General features: G+C 44.9%; 22 protein-coding genes and 1 tRNA gene. 5 read left to right on the top strand and 18 right to left on the bottom strand.

What is annotated here, in order from left to right:
- Together QN395_RS01060 and QN395_RS01055 are read left to right on the top strand one after the other, a co-directional pair.
- Positions 1-531 carry a FixH family protein gene (locus QN395_RS01060; protein ID WP_322119331.1) on the top strand — a complete coding sequence of 177 codons (531 nt, stop codon included), beginning with the start codon at positions 1-3 and terminating at the stop codon, positions 529-531.
- 62 nt (positions 532-593) lie between these two features.
- Positions 594-842: a hypothetical protein gene (locus tag QN395_RS01055; RefSeq protein ID WP_322119332.1), complete on the top strand. Its 249-nt coding sequence runs from the start codon at positions 594-596 to the stop codon at positions 840-842.
- 125 nt (positions 843-967) lie between these two features.
- On the opposite strand, the gene fnr is transcribed toward QN395_RS01055, so the two are convergent.
- The 7 genes from fnr to QN395_RS01020 form a co-directional block, all read right to left on the bottom strand.
- Complete coding sequence (gene fnr / locus QN395_RS01050) at positions 968-1,747, bottom strand: fumarate/nitrate reduction transcriptional regulator Fnr (protein WP_322119333.1); 780 nt, start codon at positions 1,745-1,747, stop codon at positions 968-970.
- 260 nt (positions 1,748-2,007) lie between these two features.
- Positions 2,008-2,625 carry an OmpW/AlkL family protein gene (locus QN395_RS01045; RefSeq protein ID WP_322119334.1) on the bottom strand — a complete coding sequence of 206 codons (618 nt, stop codon included), beginning with the start codon at positions 2,623-2,625 and terminating at the stop codon, positions 2,008-2,010.
- 335 nt (positions 2,626-2,960) lie between these two features.
- Positions 2,961-3,034: transfer RNA gene (locus QN395_RS01040), tRNA-Arg, on the bottom strand.
- Between the two features lie 228 nt (positions 3,035-3,262).
- The gene (gene glmM, locus QN395_RS01035) at positions 3,263-4,606 is read right to left on the bottom strand and encodes a phosphoglucosamine mutase (protein WP_322119335.1); all 1,344 of its coding nucleotides are present in this window, start codon (positions 4,604-4,606) and stop codon (positions 3,263-3,265) included.
- 15 nt (positions 4,607-4,621) lie between these two features.
- Positions 4,622-5,464, bottom strand: a complete 843-nt coding sequence (gene folP, locus QN395_RS01030; protein WP_322119336.1) for a dihydropteroate synthase — start codon at positions 5,462-5,464, stop codon at positions 4,622-4,624.
- 66 nt (positions 5,465-5,530) lie between these two features.
- Positions 5,531-7,417 (bottom strand): ATP-dependent zinc metalloprotease FtsH, encoded by a 1,887-nt coding sequence (ftsH, locus tag QN395_RS01025; RefSeq protein WP_322119337.1) that lies wholly within the window; start codon positions 7,415-7,417, stop codon positions 5,531-5,533.
- 149 nt (positions 7,418-7,566) lie between these two features.
- Entirely contained in the window at positions 7,567-8,208 is a 642-nt protein-coding gene (locus QN395_RS01020; protein ID WP_322119338.1) for an RlmE family RNA methyltransferase, read from the bottom strand.
- 32 nt (positions 8,209-8,240) lie between these two features.
- Here QN395_RS01020 and QN395_RS01015 point away from each other — a divergent pair, with 32 nt between their 5' ends.
- On the top strand, positions 8,241-8,717 hold the full coding sequence (locus QN395_RS01015; protein ID WP_322119339.1) for a YhbY family RNA-binding protein: 477 nt from the start codon (positions 8,241-8,243) through the stop codon (positions 8,715-8,717).
- A 116-nt stretch (positions 8,718-8,833) separates the two neighbouring features.
- Here QN395_RS01015 and greA read toward each other — a convergent pair whose 3' ends face one another.
- The 4 genes from greA to QN395_RS00995 all read right to left on the bottom strand — a co-directional run bounded on the left by greA (position 8,834) and on the right by QN395_RS00995 (position 14,542).
- A complete protein-coding gene (gene greA, locus QN395_RS01010; protein WP_322121594.1) occupies positions 8,834-9,310 on the bottom strand; it encodes a transcription elongation factor GreA in 477 nt (158 codons plus the stop codon).
- A gap of 96 nt (positions 9,311-9,406) precedes the next feature.
- A complete protein-coding gene (gene carB / locus QN395_RS01005) occupies positions 9,407-12,625 on the bottom strand; it encodes a carbamoyl-phosphate synthase large subunit (RefSeq protein WP_322119340.1) in 3,219 nt (1,072 codons plus the stop codon).
- 2 nt (positions 12,626-12,627) lie between these two features.
- Positions 12,628-13,803, bottom strand: coding sequence for a glutamine-hydrolyzing carbamoyl-phosphate synthase small subunit (gene carA, locus QN395_RS01000; protein ID WP_322119341.1), 1,176 nt, complete (start codon positions 13,801-13,803; stop codon positions 12,628-12,630).
- 331 nt (positions 13,804-14,134) lie between these two features.
- The gene (locus QN395_RS00995; protein ID WP_322119342.1) at positions 14,135-14,542 is read right to left on the bottom strand and encodes a heme-binding protein; all 408 of its coding nucleotides are present in this window, start codon (positions 14,540-14,542) and stop codon (positions 14,135-14,137) included.
- Positions 14,543-14,835: 293 nt separating this feature from the next.
- Here QN395_RS00995 and QN395_RS00990 point away from each other — a divergent pair, with 293 nt between their 5' ends.
- Positions 14,836-15,384: a C40 family peptidase gene (locus QN395_RS00990; protein ID WP_322119343.1), complete on the top strand. Its 549-nt coding sequence runs from the start codon at positions 14,836-14,838 to the stop codon at positions 15,382-15,384.
- 185 nt (positions 15,385-15,569) lie between these two features.
- Here QN395_RS00990 and QN395_RS00985 read toward each other — a convergent pair whose 3' ends face one another.
- The 7 genes from QN395_RS00985 to QN395_RS00955 all read right to left on the bottom strand — a co-directional run bounded on the left by QN395_RS00985 (position 15,570) and on the right by QN395_RS00955 (position 22,646).
- Positions 15,570-16,475, bottom strand: coding sequence for a patatin-like phospholipase family protein (locus QN395_RS00985; RefSeq protein ID WP_416200113.1), 906 nt, complete (start codon positions 16,473-16,475; stop codon positions 15,570-15,572).
- Positions 16,476-16,606: 131 nt separating this feature from the next.
- Positions 16,607-17,932 (bottom strand): TAXI family TRAP transporter solute-binding subunit, encoded by a 1,326-nt coding sequence (locus QN395_RS00980; RefSeq protein ID WP_322119345.1) that lies wholly within the window; start codon positions 17,930-17,932, stop codon positions 16,607-16,609.
- A 48-nt stretch (positions 17,933-17,980) separates the two neighbouring features.
- On the bottom strand, positions 17,981-18,766 hold the full coding sequence (locus tag QN395_RS00975; protein ID WP_322119346.1) for a competence/damage-inducible protein A: 786 nt from the start codon (positions 18,764-18,766) through the stop codon (positions 17,981-17,983).
- A gap of 133 nt (positions 18,767-18,899) precedes the next feature.
- On the bottom strand, positions 18,900-19,730 hold the full coding sequence (locus QN395_RS00970; RefSeq protein ID WP_322119347.1) for an EI24 domain-containing protein: 831 nt from the start codon (positions 19,728-19,730) through the stop codon (positions 18,900-18,902).
- Positions 19,730-20,764: a sterol desaturase family protein gene (locus QN395_RS00965; RefSeq protein ID WP_322119348.1), complete on the bottom strand. Its 1,035-nt coding sequence runs from the start codon at positions 20,762-20,764 to the stop codon at positions 19,730-19,732. The genes QN395_RS00970 and QN395_RS00965 overlap by 1 nt, the downstream gene beginning before the upstream one ends.
- A 71-nt stretch (positions 20,765-20,835) precedes the next feature.
- Complete coding sequence (locus QN395_RS00960) at positions 20,836-21,570, bottom strand: polysaccharide deacetylase family protein (protein ID WP_322121595.1); 735 nt, start codon at positions 21,568-21,570, stop codon at positions 20,836-20,838.
- Positions 21,571-21,671: 101 nt separating this feature from the next.
- Entirely contained in the window at positions 21,672-22,646 is a 975-nt protein-coding gene (locus tag QN395_RS00955) for a YncE family protein (protein ID WP_322119349.1), read from the bottom strand.
- A gap of 362 nt (positions 22,647-23,008) precedes the next feature.
- Here QN395_RS00955 and QN395_RS00950 point away from each other — a divergent pair, with 362 nt between their 5' ends.
- A complete protein-coding gene (locus tag QN395_RS00950) occupies positions 23,009-23,365 on the top strand; it encodes an FKBP-type peptidyl-prolyl cis-trans isomerase (RefSeq protein WP_322119350.1) in 357 nt (118 codons plus the stop codon).
- Positions 23,366-23,580 lie beyond the last annotated feature (215 nt).

Here is a 23,580-nt window from a genome sequence, read left to right as displayed (position 1 = left end):
ATGTCGACCTCACCTATTTCAGCACCCATCTCTATCAACACTAAGCAAGCACCTTGGTTTAAACAAATCTGGCTTTGGTTCCTGTTAGCGCCACCGATTGTTGCAGTGGTTGCCGGCTCGTATATGGTGTCGATCGCCTTCCGAGAACAAGATGCGATGGTGGTGGATGATTATTATAGAGAAGGCCAGGCAATCAATCAGGACCTGCGGCGTGACAAGGTGGCTGCGGCATTAAAGTTAAACGCATCCATACAATACGATGCTGCGAGCGGGATCATTAAAGGAAAACTCAGTAGCGATCAAAAAATATCAACCGGTATCTTAACGATGAAATTGGTTCACCCTACTCAACCATCTAAAGATCTGGCGATCAAAACACCAGTAGATGAATCCGGTAATTTTTCTTTAGCACTACCGTTATTAGATAAAGCAGCCTGGCAAGTCACGCTAGAAGATCAGCCTAAGCAATGGCGTCTTAGTGGAGTCTGGAACTGGCCCTTACAGCAAGCAATCGTCCTAGATCCGCTTTGATTGAATACGCAAGTAAGCCAACAAACTGGTCGGCAGTTTTTACAATAACAAAGGAGACAAACATGCGACGCGCTATAGCAATATTATGGTCATCTTTTTTGGTTGCGGTTGCTGCCGAAGGTTTGTTCTTTTCTATTTTTGATCCGCATGACCTGGTGTTTTCTGGCGTGCCGATTGAGTTATCCAGACCCGCCATCTATACATTAGGATTTTTTAGCTTCTGGATATGTTGTGCATTATCCAGCGCGCTTACCTGCTATTTGCTAGTGGCTAATTCTGATAGCAGTATTAAGAGCCAACCCTCTTTTTAGTACAAGCCTGCGTTGAGTTGAATAGGAAGACTGACATTTTCTGAAGAAAAATAAAATGAAGCAGATAAAAAAATGCTGGCATCAAGCTCGACTCAAACAATACTTAAACAATACGTAGGTAAGGTCTAAGCACAATGATCAGTACCTGCCGCAATTGATTTTAAGGTAAGTAATTGCAGGAGTTCGATATCGCGCTGATCGACTGAAAGCAGCTCTAACTTTTTAAATTTGCTTAGCAGGCGACTGACGCTTTCTATCGTCAAGCCAAGATAGCCGCCGATTTCTTCGCGTGACATGCGAAGTTGAAAACGTGTTGCCGAATATCCTCGCGCAGCATAGCGCGAGGATAGATTCACCAAAAAAGCAGCAAATTTCTGGTCGGCACGCATGCTACCCAACAGCAACATCACGTTTTGCTCTCGATTAATTTCACGACTCATGATGCGGTGAAAATGGCTCAGTAAGGTTGGTACTTCACCAAATAGATGCTCCAGGCTATTAAACGGTATCTCACACACCTCGCTGTCTTCCAGTGCAATTGCCTCACAATGATGAGCGTTACTACCAATCGCGTCCATCCCTAGCAATTCGCCAGCCATTTGAAAGCCGGTTATATGTTGCTGACCGATAGAGTTTGTTTGAGAGGTTTTAAAATGCCCAACCCGGATCGCGTATAAATTGGTGAACGGTTCACCCATGCGATACAAGGCATCATCCCGCTTGATCCGTCTTCTACGGCCAATGATGCTGTCCAACTTATCCATATCCGCTTCGGCCAATCCCATGGGAAGGCATAATTGATGCAGACTACAGGCGGCACAGTGAATCCGAATATCTTGCAATTTAAGTGGTGGGATCGTTGAGGTGCTTGCTGGCGTAGCCAGATGAGGAAGATGTACGTTCATAAGTTGCAACCCTGAGACTGTAATCAATGAATTGAGTTTAGCGCAAATGCATCGCTAAATTTTATTTAAATTATTGCAATATGAAAGCGGTCTCTGAACTCAAATTACCCTAAGAAGGTGGATGTATATCCTTATTTTTCCAACAGCATGGCATTAATCGATTGTCCTTAATCAGAAATAGGCAATCGAGACTATGCCTCGATTGCCTATCAACCCGGAATTTCTTTTAGAACAGCGCTCCATGTGCCTCTGGAGATTATTTAGAAGCGATAACCTAGCCCAACAGCGATCATCAAAGGGTCGACCTTTACTGCGCTGATTTTGGCACCAGAAATAAATACATCGCTACGTATCTGCACCTTTTTGATATCAGCATTAATTGACCATCGTTTGTCTATCTTGTAATCCACGCCTGCCTGTAACGCTAGACCGACGCTGCTGTTTTCCAAAGAACCTGTGCCGTTAAGCAGATTCACGTCAGAAATTCGAGTGTAATTTATACCAGCACCAAGATAAGGACTAAACTGCGCATCAGGTAAAAAATGATATTGAATCAGCAAAGTCGGAGGTAAATGTTTAAAGCTACCGATATTTGTACCATCGAGATAAACATCATGTTTTTGCGGATAAGTCAGTACTAATTCTGCTGCAATATTTGGACTAAAAAAGTAAGAAATATCCAACTCAGGAATCGTTTTGTCAGAAACCTCTAACCGGTCGGCTGGACCAACTCCACCAATAGGATCTGACTTATTTGCGGTCGACAAATGCTCTGCCCTGACTCGTACCAACCAAGGACTTTCTTGTGCACATGCAGTTGCAGAAAACATGCTTAACAGCGCAGCTGTTACTACCGATAACGCTATAGTCTTTTTCATTTTTACTTCCCCATCAATCGTCGTTTGTCTGGCAAGAAGTTTAATACTGCGACGAGTTATCAGCTTTGATGTAGATCAACCCAGGTGAAACCTACAACTCAAATCTTGAAGTCTGCATGAGTGCAAGCTAACGGGAATGCAATATTTATCTGACGATGGATCTCTGATGGCCACAAAGTAATTTTGCGGTTATTTATTAGATGAATGCAAACACAAAGAAACTTGTATTTATCAAGACTGAGGCAGATGATCAAAAGCTGTTTCTGATCACAGACAAGCCTCAAATTTTTCTTGAGGCTGATGACTTTAGAAAATCTGGGGATGTAGAAAAGAAGTGCGTCGGGAGGGGCTCGAACCCCCGACCCATGCCTTAGAAGGGCATTGCTCTATCCAGCTGAGCTACCGACGCGCGGGAGAAGTATGTGAATTGTTATACAATAACACTTACCATAACAACCAAATATTCTGGTACAGAATACTTGGATTCAATTCAATCAAATTCTTAAGTGCTATTGAATTATTTAGTACTTATATTATTCGCGGTACTGGCCAAATAATATAAAAAACCGAAGGCTGAATAGTACATGGTATCGCTTCTATATTCAATAATGCGACCGATACAATTTCAAATATAAAATTAGGCTGGTGTTATACAGTCAACTAGCCTGCGAGCAAATTTATTGGCCATTTCCAAATCAACCGCTTCTACCATAACGCGGACTAACGGCTCCGTACCTGATGCACGAATCAGCACTCGCCCTTTGTTACCTAACTCTGCTTCTACGCGCTGTTTTTCTAAAACGGCAGCTTCATTTTTCTGCCAGTTAAATCCGGCAGGCACTTTAACATTGAGTAAAACTTGTGGGAATAAGATCAAATGTTCAAAACATTGATCCAGGGTCTTGCCATTGCGACGGAGCGCAGATAAAACTTGCAACGCAGAGACAATACCATCGCCCGTAGTGTGCTTATCCAGGCAGAGTAAATGTCCGGAACCTTCACCACCTAGCATCCAGCCACGCTCTTGCATTTGTTCCAGCACGTATCTGTCGCCCACTTTAGCCCGGACAAAACCAACGCCCAAATCCTGCAATGCCAACTCGACCGCCATATTGGTCATCAAAGTACCAACCACACCCTGAACTGGACCAATTGCAAGACGATCCATCACCATCAAATAAAGTAGTTGGTCGCCATTATAAATTTTACCGTTTCTATCCACCATAACGAGGCGATCAGCATCACCATCCAAAGCGATACCGATATCTGCATGATTCGCTCTGACGGCAATAGCTAACGCATCTGGCGCGGTAGCACCGACCTGGTCATTAATATTAAAACCGTTCGGCTGATTACCGATAGAGATAACTTCAGCACCTAATTCATGAAATACATGCGGAGCGATATCGTAAGCTGCACCATGTGCGCAATCGACTACGATCTTCAAACCGCGTAAATCTAATTCGTTGGGATAAGTACTTTTACAAAATTCGATATAGCGACCATTTGCGTCACGCAGACGATGCGCCTTGCCGAGTAAATCTGAACTAACACAGTCCATCCCATTTTCTAGCTCGGCCTCAATTGCGAGCTCGACTTCATCAGGTAATTTATTGCCCTGCGCAGAAAAAAACTTAATCCCGTTGTCATAATAAGGATTATGTGAGGCAGAAATCACGACACCAGCCGACAAGCGTAAGGCTCTGGTCAAATAAGCTACAGCAGGAGTAGGCATCGGCCCTGAGAGCATCACATCAACTCCAGCTGCAGCAAATCCTGCCTCTAAAGAAGCCTCTAGCATATAGCCAGACACCCGAGTATCTTTACCGATCAAGACAGTAGGCTTACCCTCTCCTTTATGTCCACGTTGCGCTAACACTTTGCCGGCAGCATAACCTAAGCGCATTACAAAATCAGGGGTAATTGGTGCGACGCCAACTTTGCCGCGGATACCGTCGGTACCAAAATATTTTCTCGTCATTTTGATTTTCTTTCTTTAATTTGATAACGCGCGCCACACGGCTAACGCATCGACGGTCTCTGCTACGTCATGCACTCGTAAAATTTTTGCGCCGTTTGCGACGGCTGCGATTGATGCAGCAATACTTGCGGCCAGGCGCTGCTCTACGCTTTTCCCTGTGATTGCTCCCAGCATCGATTTCCGAGATAAACCAGCAAGTATTGGCATACCAAATCTAGCTTGAAACTGATCTATATTTTTCAGCATTGCCACATTATGCTGCAAGGTTTTTCCAAAGCCAAATCCGGGATCAAGGCAAATACGTTGGGGCTCAATTCCAGCATTTAATAAATCGGCCACCATCTTATCTAAGAAATCAGTTACCTGAGTATTTACATCGTCATACTCAGGTTGAAGTTGCATATCTGACGGCGTATTTTGCATATGCATCACACATAAGCCAACATCAGCCTTGGCAACAACGTCGATAGCGCCTGGCGCTCTAAAGCCGTTGATATCGTTGATCATATCAACATCTGCAAGAATGGCTTCTCGCATTACTTGTGTCTTGTAGGTATCGACGGATAAAGGCTTACCACAATCACGCAAAGCATAAATCACTGGCATGACCCGGCTCAACTCCTCATCAAGCGACAAAGGCGTTGCACCTGGCCGAGTGGATTCGCCGCCAATATCAATAATATCTACACCATCTCGTATCATCTGCTCCGCATGTGAGAGCGCCGCATCTAATCCCTGGAATTGCCCTCCATCTGAAAATGAGTCAGGCGTAATGTTGAGTATTCCCATTACTAAAGGACGAAACTGTGACCCCTGTAACGGAAATCGATATCGACCACATTCGAAATAATTATTCATGAATATAAAAAATTAGGGCGAGAATCGCTTCTCACCCTAAATTAAAGTCAAACTATTAATTGATATTTAAGCTGGTGCCGCCGCGTTTGGAGATACGCCACCAGACGTTGTATCTGTCGGCGTCTTACGTGTTGACTGACCTAACTTTGGCGGGCGTGGATCTATGCCGCTCATAATGTCGTTAATCTGATCAGCATCTATCGTTTCCCAATCTAACAAAGCTTTAGTCATTGCTTCAACTTTGTCACGATTCTCTTCGAGCAATTTACGGGACAGGGCATACTGTGTATCCAGAATATTACGAATTTCCGCATCCACTTTTTGCTGTGTCACTTCAGAAATCGTTTTTGACGGACCACCAAAGTAACCTTCGCTCTGACTATCTTCATACACCATCACTCCCATGCTGTCAGACATACCAAAGCGTGTCACCATTGCACGAGCCAACTTCGTTGCACGTGAAAAATCGTTCGATGCACCAGTGGACATTTGACCGACAAAAATTTCTTCAGCAATTCGACCGCCAAACAAAATGGAAATTTCCTCCAGCATTTTATCTTTGTAGCCGCTAATCGGATCATGCTCTGGCAACTGCCATGTCAGACCCAATGCAAACCCACGCGGCATGATTGTTACTTTGTGGACTGGATCTGCCTTCGGCAAAAGTTTAGCGACAACGGCATGGCCAGACTCATGATAAGCAGTGTTACGACGTTCATCTTCACGCATGACCATAGACTTACGCTCAGGTCCCATGAAAATTTTGTCTTTAGCGTCTTCAAAATCCAGCATTTCAACGATGCGTTTATTGCGACGTGCAGCAAATAACGCAGCTTCATTAACAAGATTCGCAAGATCTGCACCTGACATACCTGGAGTACCACGTGCCAAGATATCGGCTTTAACGTCAGTACTGATAGGCACTTTGCGCATGTGCACATTCAAAATTTGCTCACGACCGCGAATATCTGGCAAACCAACAGAGACTTGGCGATCAAAACGACCAGGGCGCAATAAGGCCTTATCAAGGACATCGGCACGATTAGTCGCCGCAATCACAATCACACCAGAATTAGCCTCAAAGCCATCCATCTCAACCAGCATTTGGTTCAATGTCTGCTCACGCTCATCATTACCACCACCCATACCGGCGCCACGATGACGCCCGACAGCATCAATTTCATCAATGAAAATGATACATGGCGCATGTTTCTTGGCGTTTTCAAACATATCGCGGACGCGAGATGCACCAACACCAACAAACATTTCAACAAAATCAGAGCCGGAAATAGTGAAGAATGGTACCTTCGCCTCACCCGCAATCGCACGTGCCAACAAAGTTTTACCTGTACCCGGTGGGCCAACCATTAAGACACCACGTGGAATACGACCACCGAGCTTTTGGAATTTACTTGGATCTCGCAAGAAATCAACAATCTCGCCAACCTCTTCTTTCGCCTCATCACACCCTGCGACATCAGCAAAAGAAACGTTGTTGTTGGTATCGTCCAGCATACGTGCTTTAGATTTACCGAATGAGAATGCACCACCTTTGCCGCCGCCTTGCATCTGACGCATGAAAAACACCCAAACGCCAATTAACAACAGCATCGGGAACCATGAAATAAAGACTTGGGAAAGGAAAGACTGCTCTTCAGGCGGCTTGTTATCAAATTTAATGCCGTTGTTGACCAAATCACCCACAAAACCACGATCAAATATAGTAAGTTGTGATTTGACTTTTTTACCATCCAGCGTAGTCGCTGTAACAGTACGATTGCCATCATCAATCGTTGCATCTTTAATGTGCTTAGCCCTAACCTCATCCAGAAACTCGGAATACGGCATAGAGGCAGTGTTAGCAGACATGCCTTTGTCAAACTGTTTAAATACCATAAACAGCACTAAGGCAATGACTACCCATATCGCCGCTTTTGAAAACATATTATTCACGAGAACTCCTTGGACGTAGAACTACGCCTGTACACAAACAGTAATTTTGCATCATACCCGTATTGGATAGAGCTTGCTAGAGCGCATATGTTGCCATTCTTGGTAATTATCAAGAGCGAATTAACATATAAATCATTACTTTTTACTTTTTAACTATTCTTTAAACCTCTACCGAGTAAGAAAATCTCAGAAGACTTGTCTTTGCTCGCTTTGGGTTTTTTGCTGATGACAGTTTTAAATTGTGTTTTAAACATGATTACAATCGTATTGTAAGCAGGTCCATGAAAACATTTTACTAGCAAAGCACCAGAGGGTTTTAAGTGTGCATTAGAGAATTCAACCGCCAATTCAATAATGTATTCAATGCGCGCCGCATCCACTGTGGAGTTGCCTGATAAATTGGGTGCCATATCTGATAATACAAGATCAAGCTTGCGCCCCAGCAATTTAGCCTCGAGCTGATTCAGCACGTCGGCTTCGCGAAAATCTCCCTGAATGAACTGAACATCTGCAATTGGTTCCATTAGCAGCAAATCTAACGCAAAAATCTCGCCCAATATCCCGCCACCGTCTTTACCGGCTAGTTTATTGCGTACATATTGCGACCAACTACCAGGGGTTGCGCCAAGATCGACGATAATTTGACCTGGCTTGATTAATTTTTCAGCCTCATCGATTTCCTTGAGCTTGTAAACAGCACGCGCACGATAACCTTCCTTTTGTGCCAATTTGACATAAGGATCGTTAATATGATCGTGCACCCAATTTTGATTGAATTTATTTTTTGCCATTCGCGTAAAATACTGCTTTTAAAGGAATTTATATGTTGAAACTCACGCCCGCTGAACGCAGCGAACTGCGCTCTGAAGCCCATGCATTGAAACCCATCGTATTGATCGGTGAAGCCGGTTTATCGCCTGCCGTGATGAAGGAAATCGATGCTGGCCTTAATATCCATGGATTAATTAAGGTACGTGTGTTTGGCGATGATCGTGAAGCACGCATTGCTATGTACGATACCATTTGTAGCTCTTTAGAAGCTGCGCCGGTACAGCATATTGGCAAATTACTGGTTATTTACCGTCCTAAGTTAGACGGCATTAAGGAAACCAAACTAGTCAAAAAAGGCAAAGGTATGCGCGAGGTAACTATCGTCAAACCTAGCGCCAGTGGCACCAAAAAACCTAGTGTCTCAAAAGTCATGGTAAAGGGTAATGAGCGGGTAACTCAGGGCGGCTCAATCAAACGTGCTAAACCACGTCAAACCAGCGTCAAAAAATCAGCCCTCGGTAATACCTGATCACATTAAAGCGATAACGCTATAAAGCTAAGTAGCTCTGCGCTCAATATACTAAACAATATTTTTATTTAACAATGGTCGGCTCTATGTAGCGCTGACCATTTTTATTATTCGGCTTAAATGTACAGAACTTCTAATACTTCATATTCACGAATACCTGCAGGAGCTTGCACACCAACTATATCGCCAACATATTTACCGATTAATGCGCGAGCAATTGGCGAGCTGATTGATACTTTACTGAGTTTAATATCAGCTTCGTCGTCTCCTACAATTTGATAGCTGACTTTCTGTTCATTATCTAAATCCTCCAAATGCACGGTCGCTCCAAATACCACGCGCCCCTCTGCATCTAAAGTTGTCGGATCAATGATTTGCGCCGCACTGAGCTTGCCTTCCAGCTCGGCGATACGACCTTCAATAAAACTTTGGCGCTCTTTAGCCGCATCATATTCTGCATTTTCAGACAAGTCGCCTTGAGCGCGAGCTTCTGCAATCGCATTAATTACATCTGGACGCTCTTTGGTCTTCAAATTATGTAATTCTTGCTTAAGCAGTTCTGCGCCGAATTTGGTAAGAGGTACTGTACTCATTTCATTCACACTCATAAAGTAAAAATACAGAGGCCACATATGGCATCCGGATTGGACACCGTCTGTGACCTCTGTATCGAAGTTTAAGCTATTTGCTTAGTGTAAGGTTTTATGCAGACCTTGTAAATCATAGACATGCAATTCATCTAGATGACGCATACCTTGCACTGCCGCCTCCGCACCAGCAATCGTAGTATAAGTTGGCACCCGCGCTGCAAGTGAAGATACACGAATAGCACGTGAATCCGTAATCGCACTACGTTTTTCTTCTACGGTATTAATCACCAAAGCAATCTCATGATTTTTGATGATATCAACGACATGCGGACGGCCTTCAGCCACTTTATTGATCGTACTGACCGGGATACCCGCTGCTGCAATCGCTGCAGCCGTGCCCTTAGTCGCTACGACAGCAAATCCCATCTCAACTAGATCACTAGCCACTTTTACTGCGCGTGGCTTGTCACTACCTTTAACGCTCAGAAAAACTTTGCCGGAGGTTGGTAGTTTGATACTAGCACCTAGTTGTGACTTGACGAAGGCTTCACCAAAAGTTTTACCGACGCCCATCACTTCACCAGTGGATTTCATTTCTGGACCAAGAATCGTATCTACACCAGGAAATTTCACAAATGGGAACACCGCTTCTTTTACACTGAAGTAAGATGGCACAACTTCTTTATGAATACCTTGAGAAGCCAGTGACTGACCCACCATACAACGTGCAGCAATTTTAGCCAATTGCAAACCAGTGACTTTAGATACGTAAGGTACTGTACGAGATGCTCGTGGATTTACTTCCAGAACAAACACAACATCCTTACCATCTTGCTGCTGAATCGCAAACTGTACGTTCATCAAGCCGACAACGTTCAAGCCTTTCGCCATCAATGATGTCTGACGCTTTAATTCCTCAATCGTCTCTGCGGCAAGTGAATACGGCGGCAAGGAGCATGCAGAGTCGCCAGAATGCACGCCTGCTTGTTCAATATGCTCCATCACGCCACCAATGAAGGTGTGTTCGCCATCAGAAATACAATCGACATCGACCTCGATCGCATCATTCAGAAAGCGATCAAGCAATACTGGTGAGTCATGCGATACCTTGACTGCCTCACGCATATAACGCTCAAGATCACGTTGCTCGTGTACGATTTCCATTGCACGTCCACCCAACACATAGGATGGGCGAACTACTAAGGGATAACCAATTTCCTGCGCTAACTCCAACGCTTGGGCTTCGGTGCGCGCTGTACGATTAGGTGGTTGACGCAGACCAAGCTTATGCAACATTTGTTGGAAACGCTCGCGATCTTCAGCTGCGTCAATCATGTCTGGCGATGTACCAATAATCGGCACGCCATTCGCCTCCAGATCCAAAGCTAATTTCAATGGCGTCTGTCCGCCGTACTGCACAATCACGCCGACTGGTTTTTCTTTAGCGACGATTTCTAATACATCTTCTAAAGTCAAAGGCTCAAAGTACAGACGATCGGATGTATCGTAGTCGGTCGAAACCGTTTCTGGATTACAGTTGACCATGATGGTTTCATAGCCATCTTCGCGCATCGCAAAAGCCGCATGGACGCAGCAATAATCAAACTCAATACCCTGACCGATACGATTTGGACCGCCACCCAACACCATGATTTTTTTCTTATCGGTCGGTGCAGACTCACACTCTTCTTCATAAGTCGAATACATGTAAGCAGTTTTAGTTGCAAACTCCGCAGCACAAGTATCTACACGTTTATAGACTGGCCGAATATTTAAGGCATGGCGACGCTCACGTACCGCAGTGTCCGTAGTCTTGAGTAGCTTTGCCAATCGACGATCAGAGAACCCTTTTTGCTTAATCTTTAGCAACACTTCTTTATCTAGCTCATCCAGATTCTGGTGATCTAACCACAGCTCGATATCGACAATATCCTTAATCTGCGCTAGGAACCACGGGTCAATATGCGTCAGCTGATGCACTTCCTCCAAGCTAAAGCCAAGACCAAACGCATCACCGACATACCAGATACGATCAGGACCAGGCTCGCCCAATTCTTCTGCGATCACTTCACGATCCAGCGTTTTTTGGTTCATACCATCAACGCCAACCTCTAAGCCACGCAGTGCTTTTTGAAAAGATTCCTGGAAAGTTCTACCGATTGCCATGACTTCACCAACCGACTTCATCTGCGTTGTCAGATGATTGTCTGCTTGCGGGAATTTTTCAAAAGCAAATCGAGGAATTTTGGTAACGACATAATCAATCGAAGGCTCGAATGACGCTGGGGTAGCGCCACCGGTGATTTCATTACGCAGTTCATCCAGGGTAAAACCAACCGCCAATTTAGCAGCGATTTTAGCGATTGGAAAACCTGTTGCTTTAGACGCCAGCGCGGATGAACGGGATACACGCGGATTCATCTCAATCACAATCATGCGACCATCAGCAGGATTGATAGAGAATTGAACATTAGAGCCGCCAGTATCGACACCGATTTCGCGCAAAACTGCCAGCGAGGCGTTACGCATGATTTGGTATTCTTTGTCAGTCAGTGTCTGCGCAGGCGCTACCGTGATTGAGTCACCGGTATGGACTCCCATAGGATCCAGATTCTCAATAGAGCAAACAATGATGCAGTTATCCGCTTTATCGCGTACAACTTCCATCTCAAATTCTTTCCAGCCGATCAGTGATTCTTCAATCAGCAACTCACTAGTAGGTGACGCCTCTAACCCGCGTTTGCAAATAGTCTCAAACTCTTCTTCGTTATATGCAATACCACCGCCGGTGCCGCCCATAGTAAAAGACGGGCGAATAATCACTGGAAAACCGAGTGTCTTCTGCACTTCCCATGATTCATCCATGTTATGCGCGACGCCGGAACGGGCAGAACCCAAACCAATTTTAGTCATCGCATCTTTAAACTTAGAGCGATCTTCTGCTTTGTCGATTGCTTCTGGTGAAGCGCCGATCAGTTCGCAATTGTATTTGGTCAGGATGCCGTGTTTGTGCAAATCCAGAGCGCAATTCAAGGCAGTCTGACCGCCCATCGTCGGCAAAATGGCATCCGGCTTTTCTTTGGCGATAATACGTTCTACCACTTGCCATGTAATTGGCTCAATGTAAGTCACATCGGCCATTTCAGGATCAGTCATGATGGTCGCTGGATTGCTGTTGACCAAAATGACTTTATAACCCTCTTCACGCAAAGCCTTACATGCTTGGGCACCGGAATAATCGAACTCACAAGCCTGACCAATAATGATAGGGCCGGCACCAATAATCAGGATGCTTTTTATATCGAGACGTTTAGGCATTTTTATTGTTCTCCGTTTGCCTGCGCTTTTGCTGCGCTCATTAAATTAGTAAAGCGATCAAACAGGTAGGCGATATCCATCGGACCTGGTGATGCTTCTGGATGTCCCTGGAAGCAAAATGCTGGCTTATCAGTACGTTCAAAGCCTTGCAAAGAACCATCAAACAAAGAGACATGCGTAATGCGGCAGTTAGCAGGCAGTGAATTTACATCAACTGCAAAACCATGATTCTGCGACGTGATCAACACTTGTTTAGTGTCCAAATCTTGCACCGGATGGTTAGCACCATGATGACCAAATTTCATCTTGAGCGTTTTGGCACCGGAAGCAAGCGCCATAATCTGATGACCGAGGCAAATACCAAACGTAGGTATGCCTTTTTCAATCAATTCTTTAGCTGCAGCAATCGCGTAATCGCAAGGCTCTGGATCGCCAGGACCATTGGATAAAAATACACCGTCAGGATTCAAGGCCAATACATCAGCAGCAGTTGATTGGGCTGGCAACACGGTCACTTTGCAGCCACGGGCTGTCAGCATGCGCAAAATATTCCGTTTAACACCGAAATCAAATGCGACCACATGAAATTTTGGATCGGTCAGTTGACCGTAACCTTGCCCCAAAGTCCATTCAGTTTCTGTCCATGAATAGGACTTGCTGGTAGAAACAACCTTTGCCAAATCCATGCCAGACAAACCCGGAAAAGATTTTGCCAGAGCGAGCGCCTTAGTCGCATCATTACCAACTAAAATTGCGCCACCTTGGGCGCCAGTTTCACGCAGAATACGAGTCAGCTTACGTGTATCAATGCCTGCAATCGCAACAATATTTTGCGATTTAAGATAGTCAGATAAAGATTGTTCAGAGCGGAAGTTAGACACCATCAAAGGTAAATCTTTAATGATCAGGCCAGCCGCATGAATTTTGTCGGACTCAACATCTTCTGAATTGATACCGGTATTACCGATATGCGGATAAGTCAGAGTCACGATTTGAGAGCTGTAACTTGGATCAGTCAGAATTTCCTGATACCCGGTCATGGATGTATTGAAAACAACTTCGCCTGATGTATGGCCTGCAGCGCCAATGGAAACACCAGTGAATATAGTTCCGTCCGCGAGAGCAAGAATGGCAGTAGCATCTTGGTTGGGACGTAAAGACTGCGGAAATGGCAGCAAGGGTAACTCCTGTATTGTTACCGTCGCTACGCCGCGCCAAAACAACCGTGTTCAGGAACCACGCGAATGTAGCACGTAGTGTGAAACGATTTTAGGAGATATGTGGATTTGGTATGCGCTACGACGGGATTTGGATTAGCTAAACCCTCGAATTATAGCGCAAAAGCACCCCTCAAGCAAACCAAGAACGCCAGAAAATTGGGTAAAGACGCAAGCATTTTTGGCTAAACCTGCCAGACAAACAACTCTTAGCGTAGATAACCATGCTGAAATAAATAGCGGCAGCGCAATTGGCTGCCGCGAGCAAGTATTTGATTAAATTACACTCAGACTACAGTGCCAAGGCAGCGATACCTGCCTTTGCAATCTGCGCATCTTCAGACGACTTAACGCCAGATACGCCCACTGCACCGACACAATGACCATCAACGACGATAGGCACGCCGCCTTCTAACATTCCTTCAATATAAGGAGCACTTAAAAAAGAGAAACGTCCATTATTGATCACGTCTTCATAAATTTTAGACTCGCGGCGACCAAGTGCTGCCGTCGTCGCCTTCGCTGGTGCAATGTGTGCGGAAATAGGTGCGACGCCGTCCAAACGTTGCAACCACATCAAATGGCCACCATCATCAACAATCGCAATCACTACCGCCCAACCATTGGTTTTTGCTTCTGTCTCTGCAGCTGCTGCGATTTTTTTGACGTCATCTAAAGTTAATACAGGTTTAGTTTGCATAGGTGCCTCGTGGTTAAAATGTGCTCGAATTGTACGTCAAGCTGCACTCATTAAGGATAAAAACAGTTTTGATCTTTTGATAGTAGACCCACTTAAACTAGGCCCGCTTACAAGCTTATTCTGAGCAAAAAAATTAGTATAAAAATGAATAATAAAGCAGAAATATGATAAAAAATTCGATACTTTTTAACTGATAGCTTCAACAATATCATTTAGCTAATTTTACAAAAGCAAGGTTTACATTACGACAAAGATCATTTACAGTTGGCCGGTTTTTCCAACCAGGTGCAACAATGCTAATACAAATTTCCCGCTCTCCCAGGAAAGTCAAATTAGTCTTATCCCTACTTCTAGCAAGCACTCTGCAATTTTCTTTTTGCAGTCCAAGCTTCAGCGCCGACAACCCCTTCCCCGAATCCTCTACGGCTTACACCAAATTGCAAGAACTGCGTGAACGCGCATCTAGCCTGACGATTAAGGCAATGGACATGCTTGGCATCCGCTACAAACGCGGCGGCAATACGCCAGAAAATGGTTTAGATTGCAGCGGTTTTGTGCGTTTGGTATTTAAAGACGCGCTGGGGACAGACTTACCAAGAACCTCGAACGAGATCAGCAAAGTTGGCGAAAAAATTGACCAAAAAGATTTACAGCCCGGCGACCTAGTTTTTTACAATACGTTGCGGCGCGGCTTCTCCCATGTGGGAATTTATTTGGGCGACAACAAGTTTATTCACTCCCCCTCAGCTGGTGGTCAGGTAAGAGTAGAAAGCATGGATATAGCTTATTGGAAAAAACGCTTTAACGGCGCTAGAAGGATTAACGATGACGAAAAGAATTGAGCGAAATTGAGTTAATAGAACCGGCATCGCCCAGCATCTGGATGTTCCCGCTTAGCATCTGGATGTTCCCGCTTAGCATCTTAAAATACCTCAAAAAACACATACTCCCCATCAATATCAAGAATATTGGCTCAACGTCCACGTTATATATGGACGAGTAAATATACCAATAGGGAGTATATAAATCATCTATCTTGCATCATACGGATTTTTTGCTTGATATCCGTCATCATCGACATAGTTACCTTCTCACCTGCCAATATCGCCAAATTTCTACCGGCAAAATCATTACCCTTCATACTCGCCAAGTCAGGTCGGATCACTACATCTGCATTCTTTAATTCAAACTGATTCAAACTTTGCCCCATGATGGTAAAAGTTTGTAGCAGCACATCCAGCGAACTAGAGGCAGATTGTGCATCCGGTTGCGAAGAAATATTCACAGCAATCACAAAATCGGCTCCCATCTCGCGGGCGAACCGCACTGGGACAGGAGAAACTAAGCCACCGTCCACATATAACCTATCATTAATTCTAACTGGCTGAAATACGCCCGGCACCGCAGAAGATGCGCGCACTGCCAAACCGGTATTCCCTCGTTGGAACAGAATAGGCAAGCCCGTATGTAAATCAGTTGCGACGGCACCAAATGGCTTTTTCAAACGTTCAATCGGCACCTGCACTACCATCTTATTCACATAGTTTTGCAAGGCATCGCCTTTGAGAACTCCGCTAGATTTGGCGAACAAAGGTAAAGACCAATCAGAAATCGTTGCCTCATCCATATCCAAAGCCATTTTCTGCAACGCAAAACCATTGTTTCCCGCTGCATACATCGCCCCAACCACACTACCCGCGCTGGTACCCACAATAATATCCGGGACAATCCCTTGTGATTCCAGAGCCTTGATGACGCCAATATGTGCAAAACCACGAGCCGCGCCACCACCTAAAGCTAAACCAATGCGTATTGTTTTAGGCACTTTCAAAATTGGCGCAACTGGAATGACTGGTGCCACAGTCACAGGCGGCGAAGTCGTCACGCATGCAGATAAGCCAATCAACAACAAACTGCTACCGAAACTTCTCACGAAACTTCTCGTATTACACAATAATTTTTTTGCAAAAAATTTAATCATAAACTAATTTATCTTCTCGGCTTTAATTTAGATAGCACATCCGCAAAATAGCGAAATTGATCAAAGCAATTTGGTTTATAAAACTACACTGTCATCAAACCTTCTACCCGCTTGCGAACAAAGTTGATATGGCTGCGCAAGCCGTAAAGCTCTACAGCATAAGACAGCGGGATAGAAATGCGATTGACCTTCTCTTCTATCTCATCAAGCATTTTTAATTGATCCGAGAAAACTTGCTGACGCTGATCAGGACTGACGTTATCAATCGCCTGCTCTACCATCATCAGCTGACCGTACCAGCGATATACGCGCGAACGAATACGCCAGACATACAGCGGTGGGATAATTTTTGACAACGGCAAAATCAAGGCTCCCAGCGCGACAATCACGACCCACATACGTTCTACAAAATTGGCTAACCAAAAACTCAGATAACGCTGCAAAAATGGCGGTCCATTTTTATAGAATTTTTCCGCCTGCTCTGCCACGGGGATTTCTATGTATTTATCAGAAGGAAATTCACCTTGCTTTTGGAACCAGCCAGCGCCACCATGAATTTTATGCGCTGCCTGTAGCAGCAAACTGATCAACGCAGGGTGCAGACTTTCATGGGCGACTAAGGTTGCCGTTGGCGAAATTAAATGGTAATCCTTAGCTGGAATATTTTTACCCAGATCAACGATGCCACGCGGCAGTACCACATGAGATAAAAATGGAAAACGCCGGGTATAAGCTTCCGCCTGTGCAAAATCAAAAAGCTGGATACCCGGTGTTTGCAACAACATTTGCAGCAGCGGTGAATCTGATGCCGAGCTAAATACCAGCACGTCTATAGTGCCGTCCAACAGTGCTACCGTCGCGGGTGTATCTTCCAGGCTGGACAAATGGACGTCTGTAGCTTCCATGCCATTGACTGACAATATCTGCTTAAACAAACGCGCTACGCCAGTGCCATCTGGTCCTACATTAATGTGCTTACCTTTAAACTGATTGAGGGTGCTGATTTCTTTGGTGCCGCGATAAAAAATCCAGATCGGCTCATAAAATAAACTGCCTAAAGATACCAATCCCTTATCCAAAGCATCGGCCTCGTTAGTAGAGCCGCTTTGGACAAAACCGAGTTCTATCTCAGAGTCGGGATCGCTGATCAGTTTTAAGTTTTCCTGAGAACCTTGAGTCGCCTGGAAGCGGATTGTAATATCATTTTTCGCCAACTCGTCGGCGTACTGTTTGGCAAAGCGTTGATAAGGACTATTCTCCTGCCCTGTCGCAAAATCAATTGTGCGCGGCGGCGCTGGATCGACCAGCCAATATCCAACGCCACAAACTAGCAATACCGCCAGGATCATAGGACCAAAAGCGATCAGCAGAGCTCGGACAGAAAACAATGTGAATTTGATTTTTTGCATTGAGCGAATTGTGAAGAGAAGTCAGTACCAAATGCGGAATAATAAAAATCAGGCTGGGACGTATTCCGCCTGAAAGCCATCTAAGCCTTTTAACATCGCATCAAAAGCAGCCTCGACTTGTTGTGGCTCACCTTTGACACCCAGCTCTATATGCCTGCGTATCTGATGATTACCAACGCTGGGCAAACTAAATACTTTGATTAAAGGGTATTGTGATTCCAACGCTTCCATCATTGGCGTTAGCGTCGATTCCATCGCATCAAATACCAAAACCGATTTTTCCGCCCTGGCGTGCTGATGGAACAAATGTGAGTAATGCGAATCAAGTACCCACTCCAGCATTGGCCATGCCATTACAGGGAAGCCTGGTACAAAGTAATGATTTTGAATCGCAAACCCGGGAATCTTGTTATACGGATTGGGGATAATTTGTGCGCCTTGTGGAAACTCCCCCATCTTCAGACGATGCAAATTCTCTGGCAAATTCAAGTCAACCGGCTTACCAGCTTCGATCAGCATATCGGTAATTCTTTGTTCAATTAAGGTTTTTGCTTCCGGGTGTAAAACAATCGGCAAATGCAATGCTGCTGCCGCACATTGGCGGGTATGGTCATCCGGTGTAGCGCCGATACCACCTGTAACAAATACAATATCGTTACCGGCAAAAGAGCGCTCTAGCGTGGATGTGATGCGAGTGCGATCATCGCCAATATATTCTGCCCAATCCAGTTGCAGACCACGCGCAGTTAATAGCTCAATTACTTTGGGCAAATGTTTATCCGCACGTTTGCCAGATAAAATTTCGTCGCCAATAATGATAAGACCGATCGCCATAATTAACTCCCAGGTTTTTGAATCTAATTCAATCAATGCGTAATTTAAATTCGCAAAATTGAATACGCAAAATCACATTTGCAATGCGAAGCAGAATGCTGCTAAGCCGCTGGTACAGTTTTGAGTATTCTGCTTATTTATCTACTATTTCATCTGCTTGTGCTTTGCTACGCAACAACGCAAGTGAGTTCAAACAATAGTACTGAAACCATAGTCCACAAAACACAAAAATCAAGATATACAGGCCTATCGCCAATGCGGCCAGCATCGGCAAAAATACAATTGCCAATACGCCGCCTAACCACATCATGCTAGGTGCAGCGCCCAAAGCGCCAGCCATCGTGCCGATCATTAATAAAGGCCAGCGATGTGTACGTAACAAAGCAATACGCTCGGCTGCATCGGCGTGCTCTGATAACGCATCATAAGCCATTACGCGGTAGGTCAACCAACCCCATAAAACGGCATGTACTACCACATTGACGACCGGCACAAACAACAAAGGCAGGCAAACAAACCAGAGCAATACAAAAATTAAAAACGAGGACAAAGCGTGCCATAAGCTGCCAAATAAAGAGCCGCCGTGTCTGGCCTCCAGATGAGGATAATCACGTTTTTGTACATGGCGAGAAATCATCGGCATCGCAAATACGCCAATACAAATGAGCGTCGTCACGATCATCAGCGGCAGCAGTAGCCACATTGCCAGTAAGGGTGCTAGTACCGTCTTTAATGCTAAAGCACCGAGCACTGCGAGGAAATCACCCGCCAGCCGAAATCCATCGTGCTGCAACAAAGATTCTTGAATAAAATCGATCAGACTTTGTAAGCCCCACCACATTAATCCGCTCCATAACAATAAGGAGACGATCAAGGGCAACAAGGTCAGCATCAACATACGAGGATGAAATTGGCCAACAAAAGCGCGCCCCATAGAGCTGCCTACATGCAGTAAGCGGCGCATTAACTTGCCTCCTTATTGAAACCAGTTTGTCGATCTGTTTGCGCGTTCATCGGTTTAGCGGTCTGATGGTCTAATCCAAATAGTCGTTTCAAACCCAGACTTTGTTGCGACCAGAAGCCACGACCATATTCTCTGCCACTTCTGCCATCTGGTGATGGCAATTGATCGCGGATGCCTGTCATAGAAAATTCCTTACTAAATAAAGTGGTACCAAACAGCATATCCCAGATCGGGAACAGCACAGCAAAGTTGTGTCCGCCTAAGGTGCCACTCCCCTGCGACTCGTGTCCAATACCTATCGCATGGTGAGTGCGATGGTAGCGTGGCGATACCAGCAAGCGTTCGCCTATGGCGCCAAAATGCAAACGAATATTCGCGTGTTGCAAGCTCTCGACCATACGCGAGATCACAATTAGCAAAGCATATTGTCCCGGCTGCACGCCAATCGCAATCGCGATTAAACCCATATACACGTCACGAATAAAATCATCCAGCAAGTGATTACGGTTATCGCTCCATAAGTTCATATCTCGCTGACTATGGTGCAAACTATGCAAAGCCCACCACCAATTAAACTGATGCGAGGCGCGGTGATACCAGTAGTCAAAAAAATCCAGCACCACCAGATACACTATAAAAACCAATACAGGGTAATCGACCAAACCTGGCCAGAGATTGTCAAGATTAAAAGGATTGACACCTTCTAAATGTAAGACACCAGTCAACGCATCTAGCGCTGGATCAAGCAAGACAAAGATCAGTAAAGAGAAAATACCGAGGCGATGCAAAGCGGTATAAATAAAATCATTCCAGCGAGCATTACGATCACTAAATCGATGCACAGGAATCAAAGCCTCCAGCGGACGCAAGAGCACAAATAAAATCAGTAGTTCACACACGCCAATCAAAAACCATTCAACGCCTTCAAACGCATCTTCAGTAAATTCGCCCAGCCCCATAAAAAAAATTATAGGCTGTACCAGTGTTTCAAAAATCCAGGCTTGCAGCGATGCGAATAGATCGAGGAAGTTCATGAGGTGTTTTTAAAAAGGGCGAGGTTACTGTTTAACGGAATTATTGTTTTGCACTGTTAGGACTTACTTTTTTATTGAGCCGCTTTATACATAAGATGTTCACGTAAAGTTGCAAAGCAATAGCCTTTGGCCTCAAGTCCTGTTAGCAGAGGCTGCAAATTTTCTGGCATCCAGGCTTGCTTACGTGACCAGATGCCCATATGCGCCATAAAAATATCACCGTCTTTGATCTGACTTAATACGCGTTGCAATAAGACCGGATTGCTCCAGGCCTCACTAGATAATTCATCGCCAGAAAATCCGGCAGGCGCCCAGCCAACATGGGCGTAACCGCAGGCTTGACCGGCGCTGAGTAAGTTCTTAGTGAGCTTGCCACCAGGCGCACGCCAATAATGATCTAGCGGGCGTCCTGTTAATTGCTGAAAACGCTGATCGACCCGTTTTAATTCATCGCAATATTGCCGCGGGGTCCAGACTAATTTTTTTCCCGCAGAATTACCAAACTGCGGTTTGACTTCTATCCGTCCATCACTCAGATCACGGACTACATAAACGTGATCAAAGGTATGCGTACCGAAGGAATGACCGTCCTCAACCAGTTTCTTCCAAAAAGGCGCCCAACTTAGGTCAAGAGAATAATCGCCCTTAATGGTCTTTTCATTCGCTAGAAAAAACGTCGCCTTGATGTGATGCTGGCGCAGGGTATTGGCGATCAATTCTGCTTGCGACTGACTACCGGTATCAAACGTGAGATAAATCTTTGCCTTGCATGCAGCGCCATTATTAATTTCAGCAGCGCTGACCATCACTGGCAGCACACTCAATGACGAGATTAATAAAGTAATAATCTGACGGCGATAATGGATCATGTATTTTGTCTCTGAGCCTGCGGTTCGTCTAAATGCAGCTAAACACGCGGCGCATGATCCATAAAATAAACCCCATGCGGCGACCGGCCAACTGGGATTAGCTTGAGAACTTTTTTGGATGGCACATCAATCACAGCCACTTTCTTAATCCAGCGCAGCGTTACCCATAAGGTCTTACCGTCGGCACTCAGCTCCATACAATCCGGGCCACCCGGCACATCAATCGTCGCTACATTTTCTAGCGATATCTGATCGATGATATTAATCGTATTGGACACGCGGTTAGATACAAACGTATTACGTTTATCACCCAAAGCGCGGAAGTTGTGCGCCCCTGCTCCGGTCTTAATGCGTTTAATCGTTTTTTGAGCACGCCAATCAATCACCTCGACATAATCACTCCCCATAATGCCGACTAATAAATATTTATCATCCGGCGTCATCGCAATACCTGCGGGAAGTTTGCCTACCGGCAGCGTCCATTTAACTTTTTGTGTTATTAAATCAATAGCAGACACCTGATCGCTGCCCTGGTGAGTAATAAACACAGTCGTACTGGCAGCATCAAACGCCATGTGGCTAGGTAATTTAGCCAAGGGGACACGCTTAACCAGACTAAGATCTTTACCGTCGTATTGATAAAAGTCGACCCGGTCAAGCCGCAAAGAATTAGAGACAAACCATTTTTGGTCAGGCGAAAATCCAATTTGATAAGGATCGGCAATATCCTTCATGCGGCGCTGCACCTGGCCTGTTTTCGGGTCCAGAAAAACCAATTCATTACCAACAGCATTAGCGACGATTACCGATTTATTGTCGGGTGTTGCCATCAAATGATGTGGCTCTTTACCGATGGCATAGGTGCTGATTTCTTTTTGGGACTCTTGATCCAGCAGGCTGACTGTGGCATCGCGGGAATTAAGCACTACAACAATGCCAGCCTCTGCTTGTGGTGCAATAACGGAGAACGAAGACAACACGAACAACAGCAAACACAAAATACGACTAAGCATGAATTTTTACCGCTTTGCAATGTGAGGACAGATTAAAAATAATGGACACTATTTTAACCCGCCAGACCTGATGCAAGCGTTACAAGCTGTGAACTTCAAGATATTATTTCCAAAATATTAATTACAATATCCCCGTGATGTATTCAGAATGTACTCAAAATGAAATCAAAATGTAGCCATCAAGACTTGCGTCATACTTCACCTGTTAATTATCCCGTTAATTCACCCGTTATCGTAGCGATCTATTTTGAGTAAATCCCAAGCAAATCAAAAGAAATCGACTAAAATTTCTGTTAGGGCATTGCACTGAAGAATCATTCGCTCTATTACAATTGTATCAATTTTTTTAATTAAGGAAAATCATGACCACAATCACTACCGTATCCGGCCTGCAATATGAAGACACTATCGTCGGCGAAGGCGCAGAAGCGCAAGCTGGCAATCATGTCGTCGTGCATTACACCGGCTGGCTGCAAAATCCAGATGGCAGTGCTGGCAAAAAATTTGATTCAAGCAAAGACCGCAATGATCCGTTCTCATTCCCATTAGGTGCTGGTCATGTGATCAAAGGCTGGGACGAAGGCGTACAAGGCATGAAAATCGGCGGCACCCGTAAATTGACGATTCCAGCTGCATTGGGATACGGTCCACGCGGCGCAGGCGGCGTCATTCCAGGCAATGCAACCTTGATTTTTGAAGTGGAATTGTTGGGCGTTTAAGTCGGGCGTTTTAGTCTGAGGTCTAAGCCAAGAGCTGTAGTTGGTCGTTTTAGTTAAGCGACCAGCATTCACACTTGGATTCAACAAGGAATATCCAAAGACTCTTTAGTCGAGATACAACGCTAAGGGTAAAATTCAGCAATGCGTAGTCGTTGCGGGAATTTGCAACAACACAATGGACCTGAGTATTAGCTTTTTGAGGTTTTTTTCACGCC

Origin of the sequence: Undibacterium sp. RTI2.2 (assembly GCF_035018705.1) — a bacterium.
Taxonomy (GTDB): Bacteria; Pseudomonadota; Gammaproteobacteria; order Burkholderiales; family Burkholderiaceae_D; genus Undibacterium.
Note: the sequence above shows the minus strand (reverse complement) of the source record. Positions and strands in the feature narration are given on the sequence as shown.

What these genes read in the sequence shown, in the direction of transcription:
- QN395_RS01060 (WP_322119331.1), top strand. Translation starts at nt 1, where the DNA reads ATGTCGACCTCACCTATTTCAGCACCCATCTCTATCAACACTAAGCAA.
- QN395_RS01055 (WP_322119332.1), top strand. Translation starts at nt 594, where the DNA reads ATGCGACGCGCTATAGCAATATTATGGTCATCTTTTTTGGTTGCGGTT.
- fnr (WP_322119333.1), bottom strand. Translation starts at nt 1,747, where the DNA reads ATGAACGTACATCTTCCTCATCTGGCTACGCCAGCAAGCACCTCAACG.
- QN395_RS01045 (WP_322119334.1), bottom strand. Translation starts at nt 2,625, where the DNA reads ATGAAAAAGACTATAGCGTTATCGGTAGTAACAGCTGCGCTGTTAAGC.
- glmM (WP_322119335.1), bottom strand. Translation starts at nt 4,606, where the DNA reads ATGACGAGAAAATATTTTGGTACCGACGGTATCCGCGGCAAAGTTGGC.
- folP (WP_322119336.1), bottom strand. Translation starts at nt 5,464, where the DNA reads ATGAATAATTATTTCGAATGTGGTCGATATCGATTTCCGTTACAGGGG.
- QN395_RS01020 (WP_322119338.1), bottom strand. Translation starts at nt 8,208, where the DNA reads ATGGCAAAAAATAAATTCAATCAAAATTGGGTGCACGATCATATTAAC.
- QN395_RS01015 (WP_322119339.1), top strand. Translation starts at nt 8,241, where the DNA reads ATGTTGAAACTCACGCCCGCTGAACGCAGCGAACTGCGCTCTGAAGCC.
- greA (WP_322121594.1), bottom strand. Translation starts at nt 9,310, where the DNA reads ATGAGTACAGTACCTCTTACCAAATTCGGCGCAGAACTGCTTAAGCAA.
- carB (WP_322119340.1), bottom strand. Translation starts at nt 12,625, where the DNA reads ATGCCTAAACGTCTCGATATAAAAAGCATCCTGATTATTGGTGCCGGC.
- QN395_RS00995 (WP_322119342.1), bottom strand. Translation starts at nt 14,542, where the DNA reads ATGCAAACTAAACCTGTATTAACTTTAGATGACGTCAAAAAAATCGCA.
- QN395_RS00990 (WP_322119343.1), top strand. Translation starts at nt 14,836, where the DNA reads ATGCTAATACAAATTTCCCGCTCTCCCAGGAAAGTCAAATTAGTCTTA.
- QN395_RS00980 (WP_322119345.1), bottom strand. Translation starts at nt 17,932, where the DNA reads ATGCAAAAAATCAAATTCACATTGTTTTCTGTCCGAGCTCTGCTGATC.
- QN395_RS00975 (WP_322119346.1), bottom strand. Translation starts at nt 18,766, where the DNA reads ATGGCGATCGGTCTTATCATTATTGGCGACGAAATTTTATCTGGCAAA.
- QN395_RS00970 (WP_322119347.1), bottom strand. Translation starts at nt 19,730, where the DNA reads ATGCGCCGCTTACTGCATGTAGGCAGCTCTATGGGGCGCGCTTTTGTT.
- QN395_RS00965 (WP_322119348.1), bottom strand. Translation starts at nt 20,764, where the DNA reads ATGAACTTCCTCGATCTATTCGCATCGCTGCAAGCCTGGATTTTTGAA.
- QN395_RS00960 (WP_322121595.1), bottom strand. Translation starts at nt 21,570, where the DNA reads ATGGTCAGCGCTGCTGAAATTAATAATGGCGCTGCATGCAAGGCAAAG.
- QN395_RS00955 (WP_322119349.1), bottom strand. Translation starts at nt 22,646, where the DNA reads ATGCTTAGTCGTATTTTGTGTTTGCTGTTGTTCGTGTTGTCTTCGTTC.
- QN395_RS00950 (WP_322119350.1), top strand. Translation starts at nt 23,009, where the DNA reads ATGACCACAATCACTACCGTATCCGGCCTGCAATATGAAGACACTATC.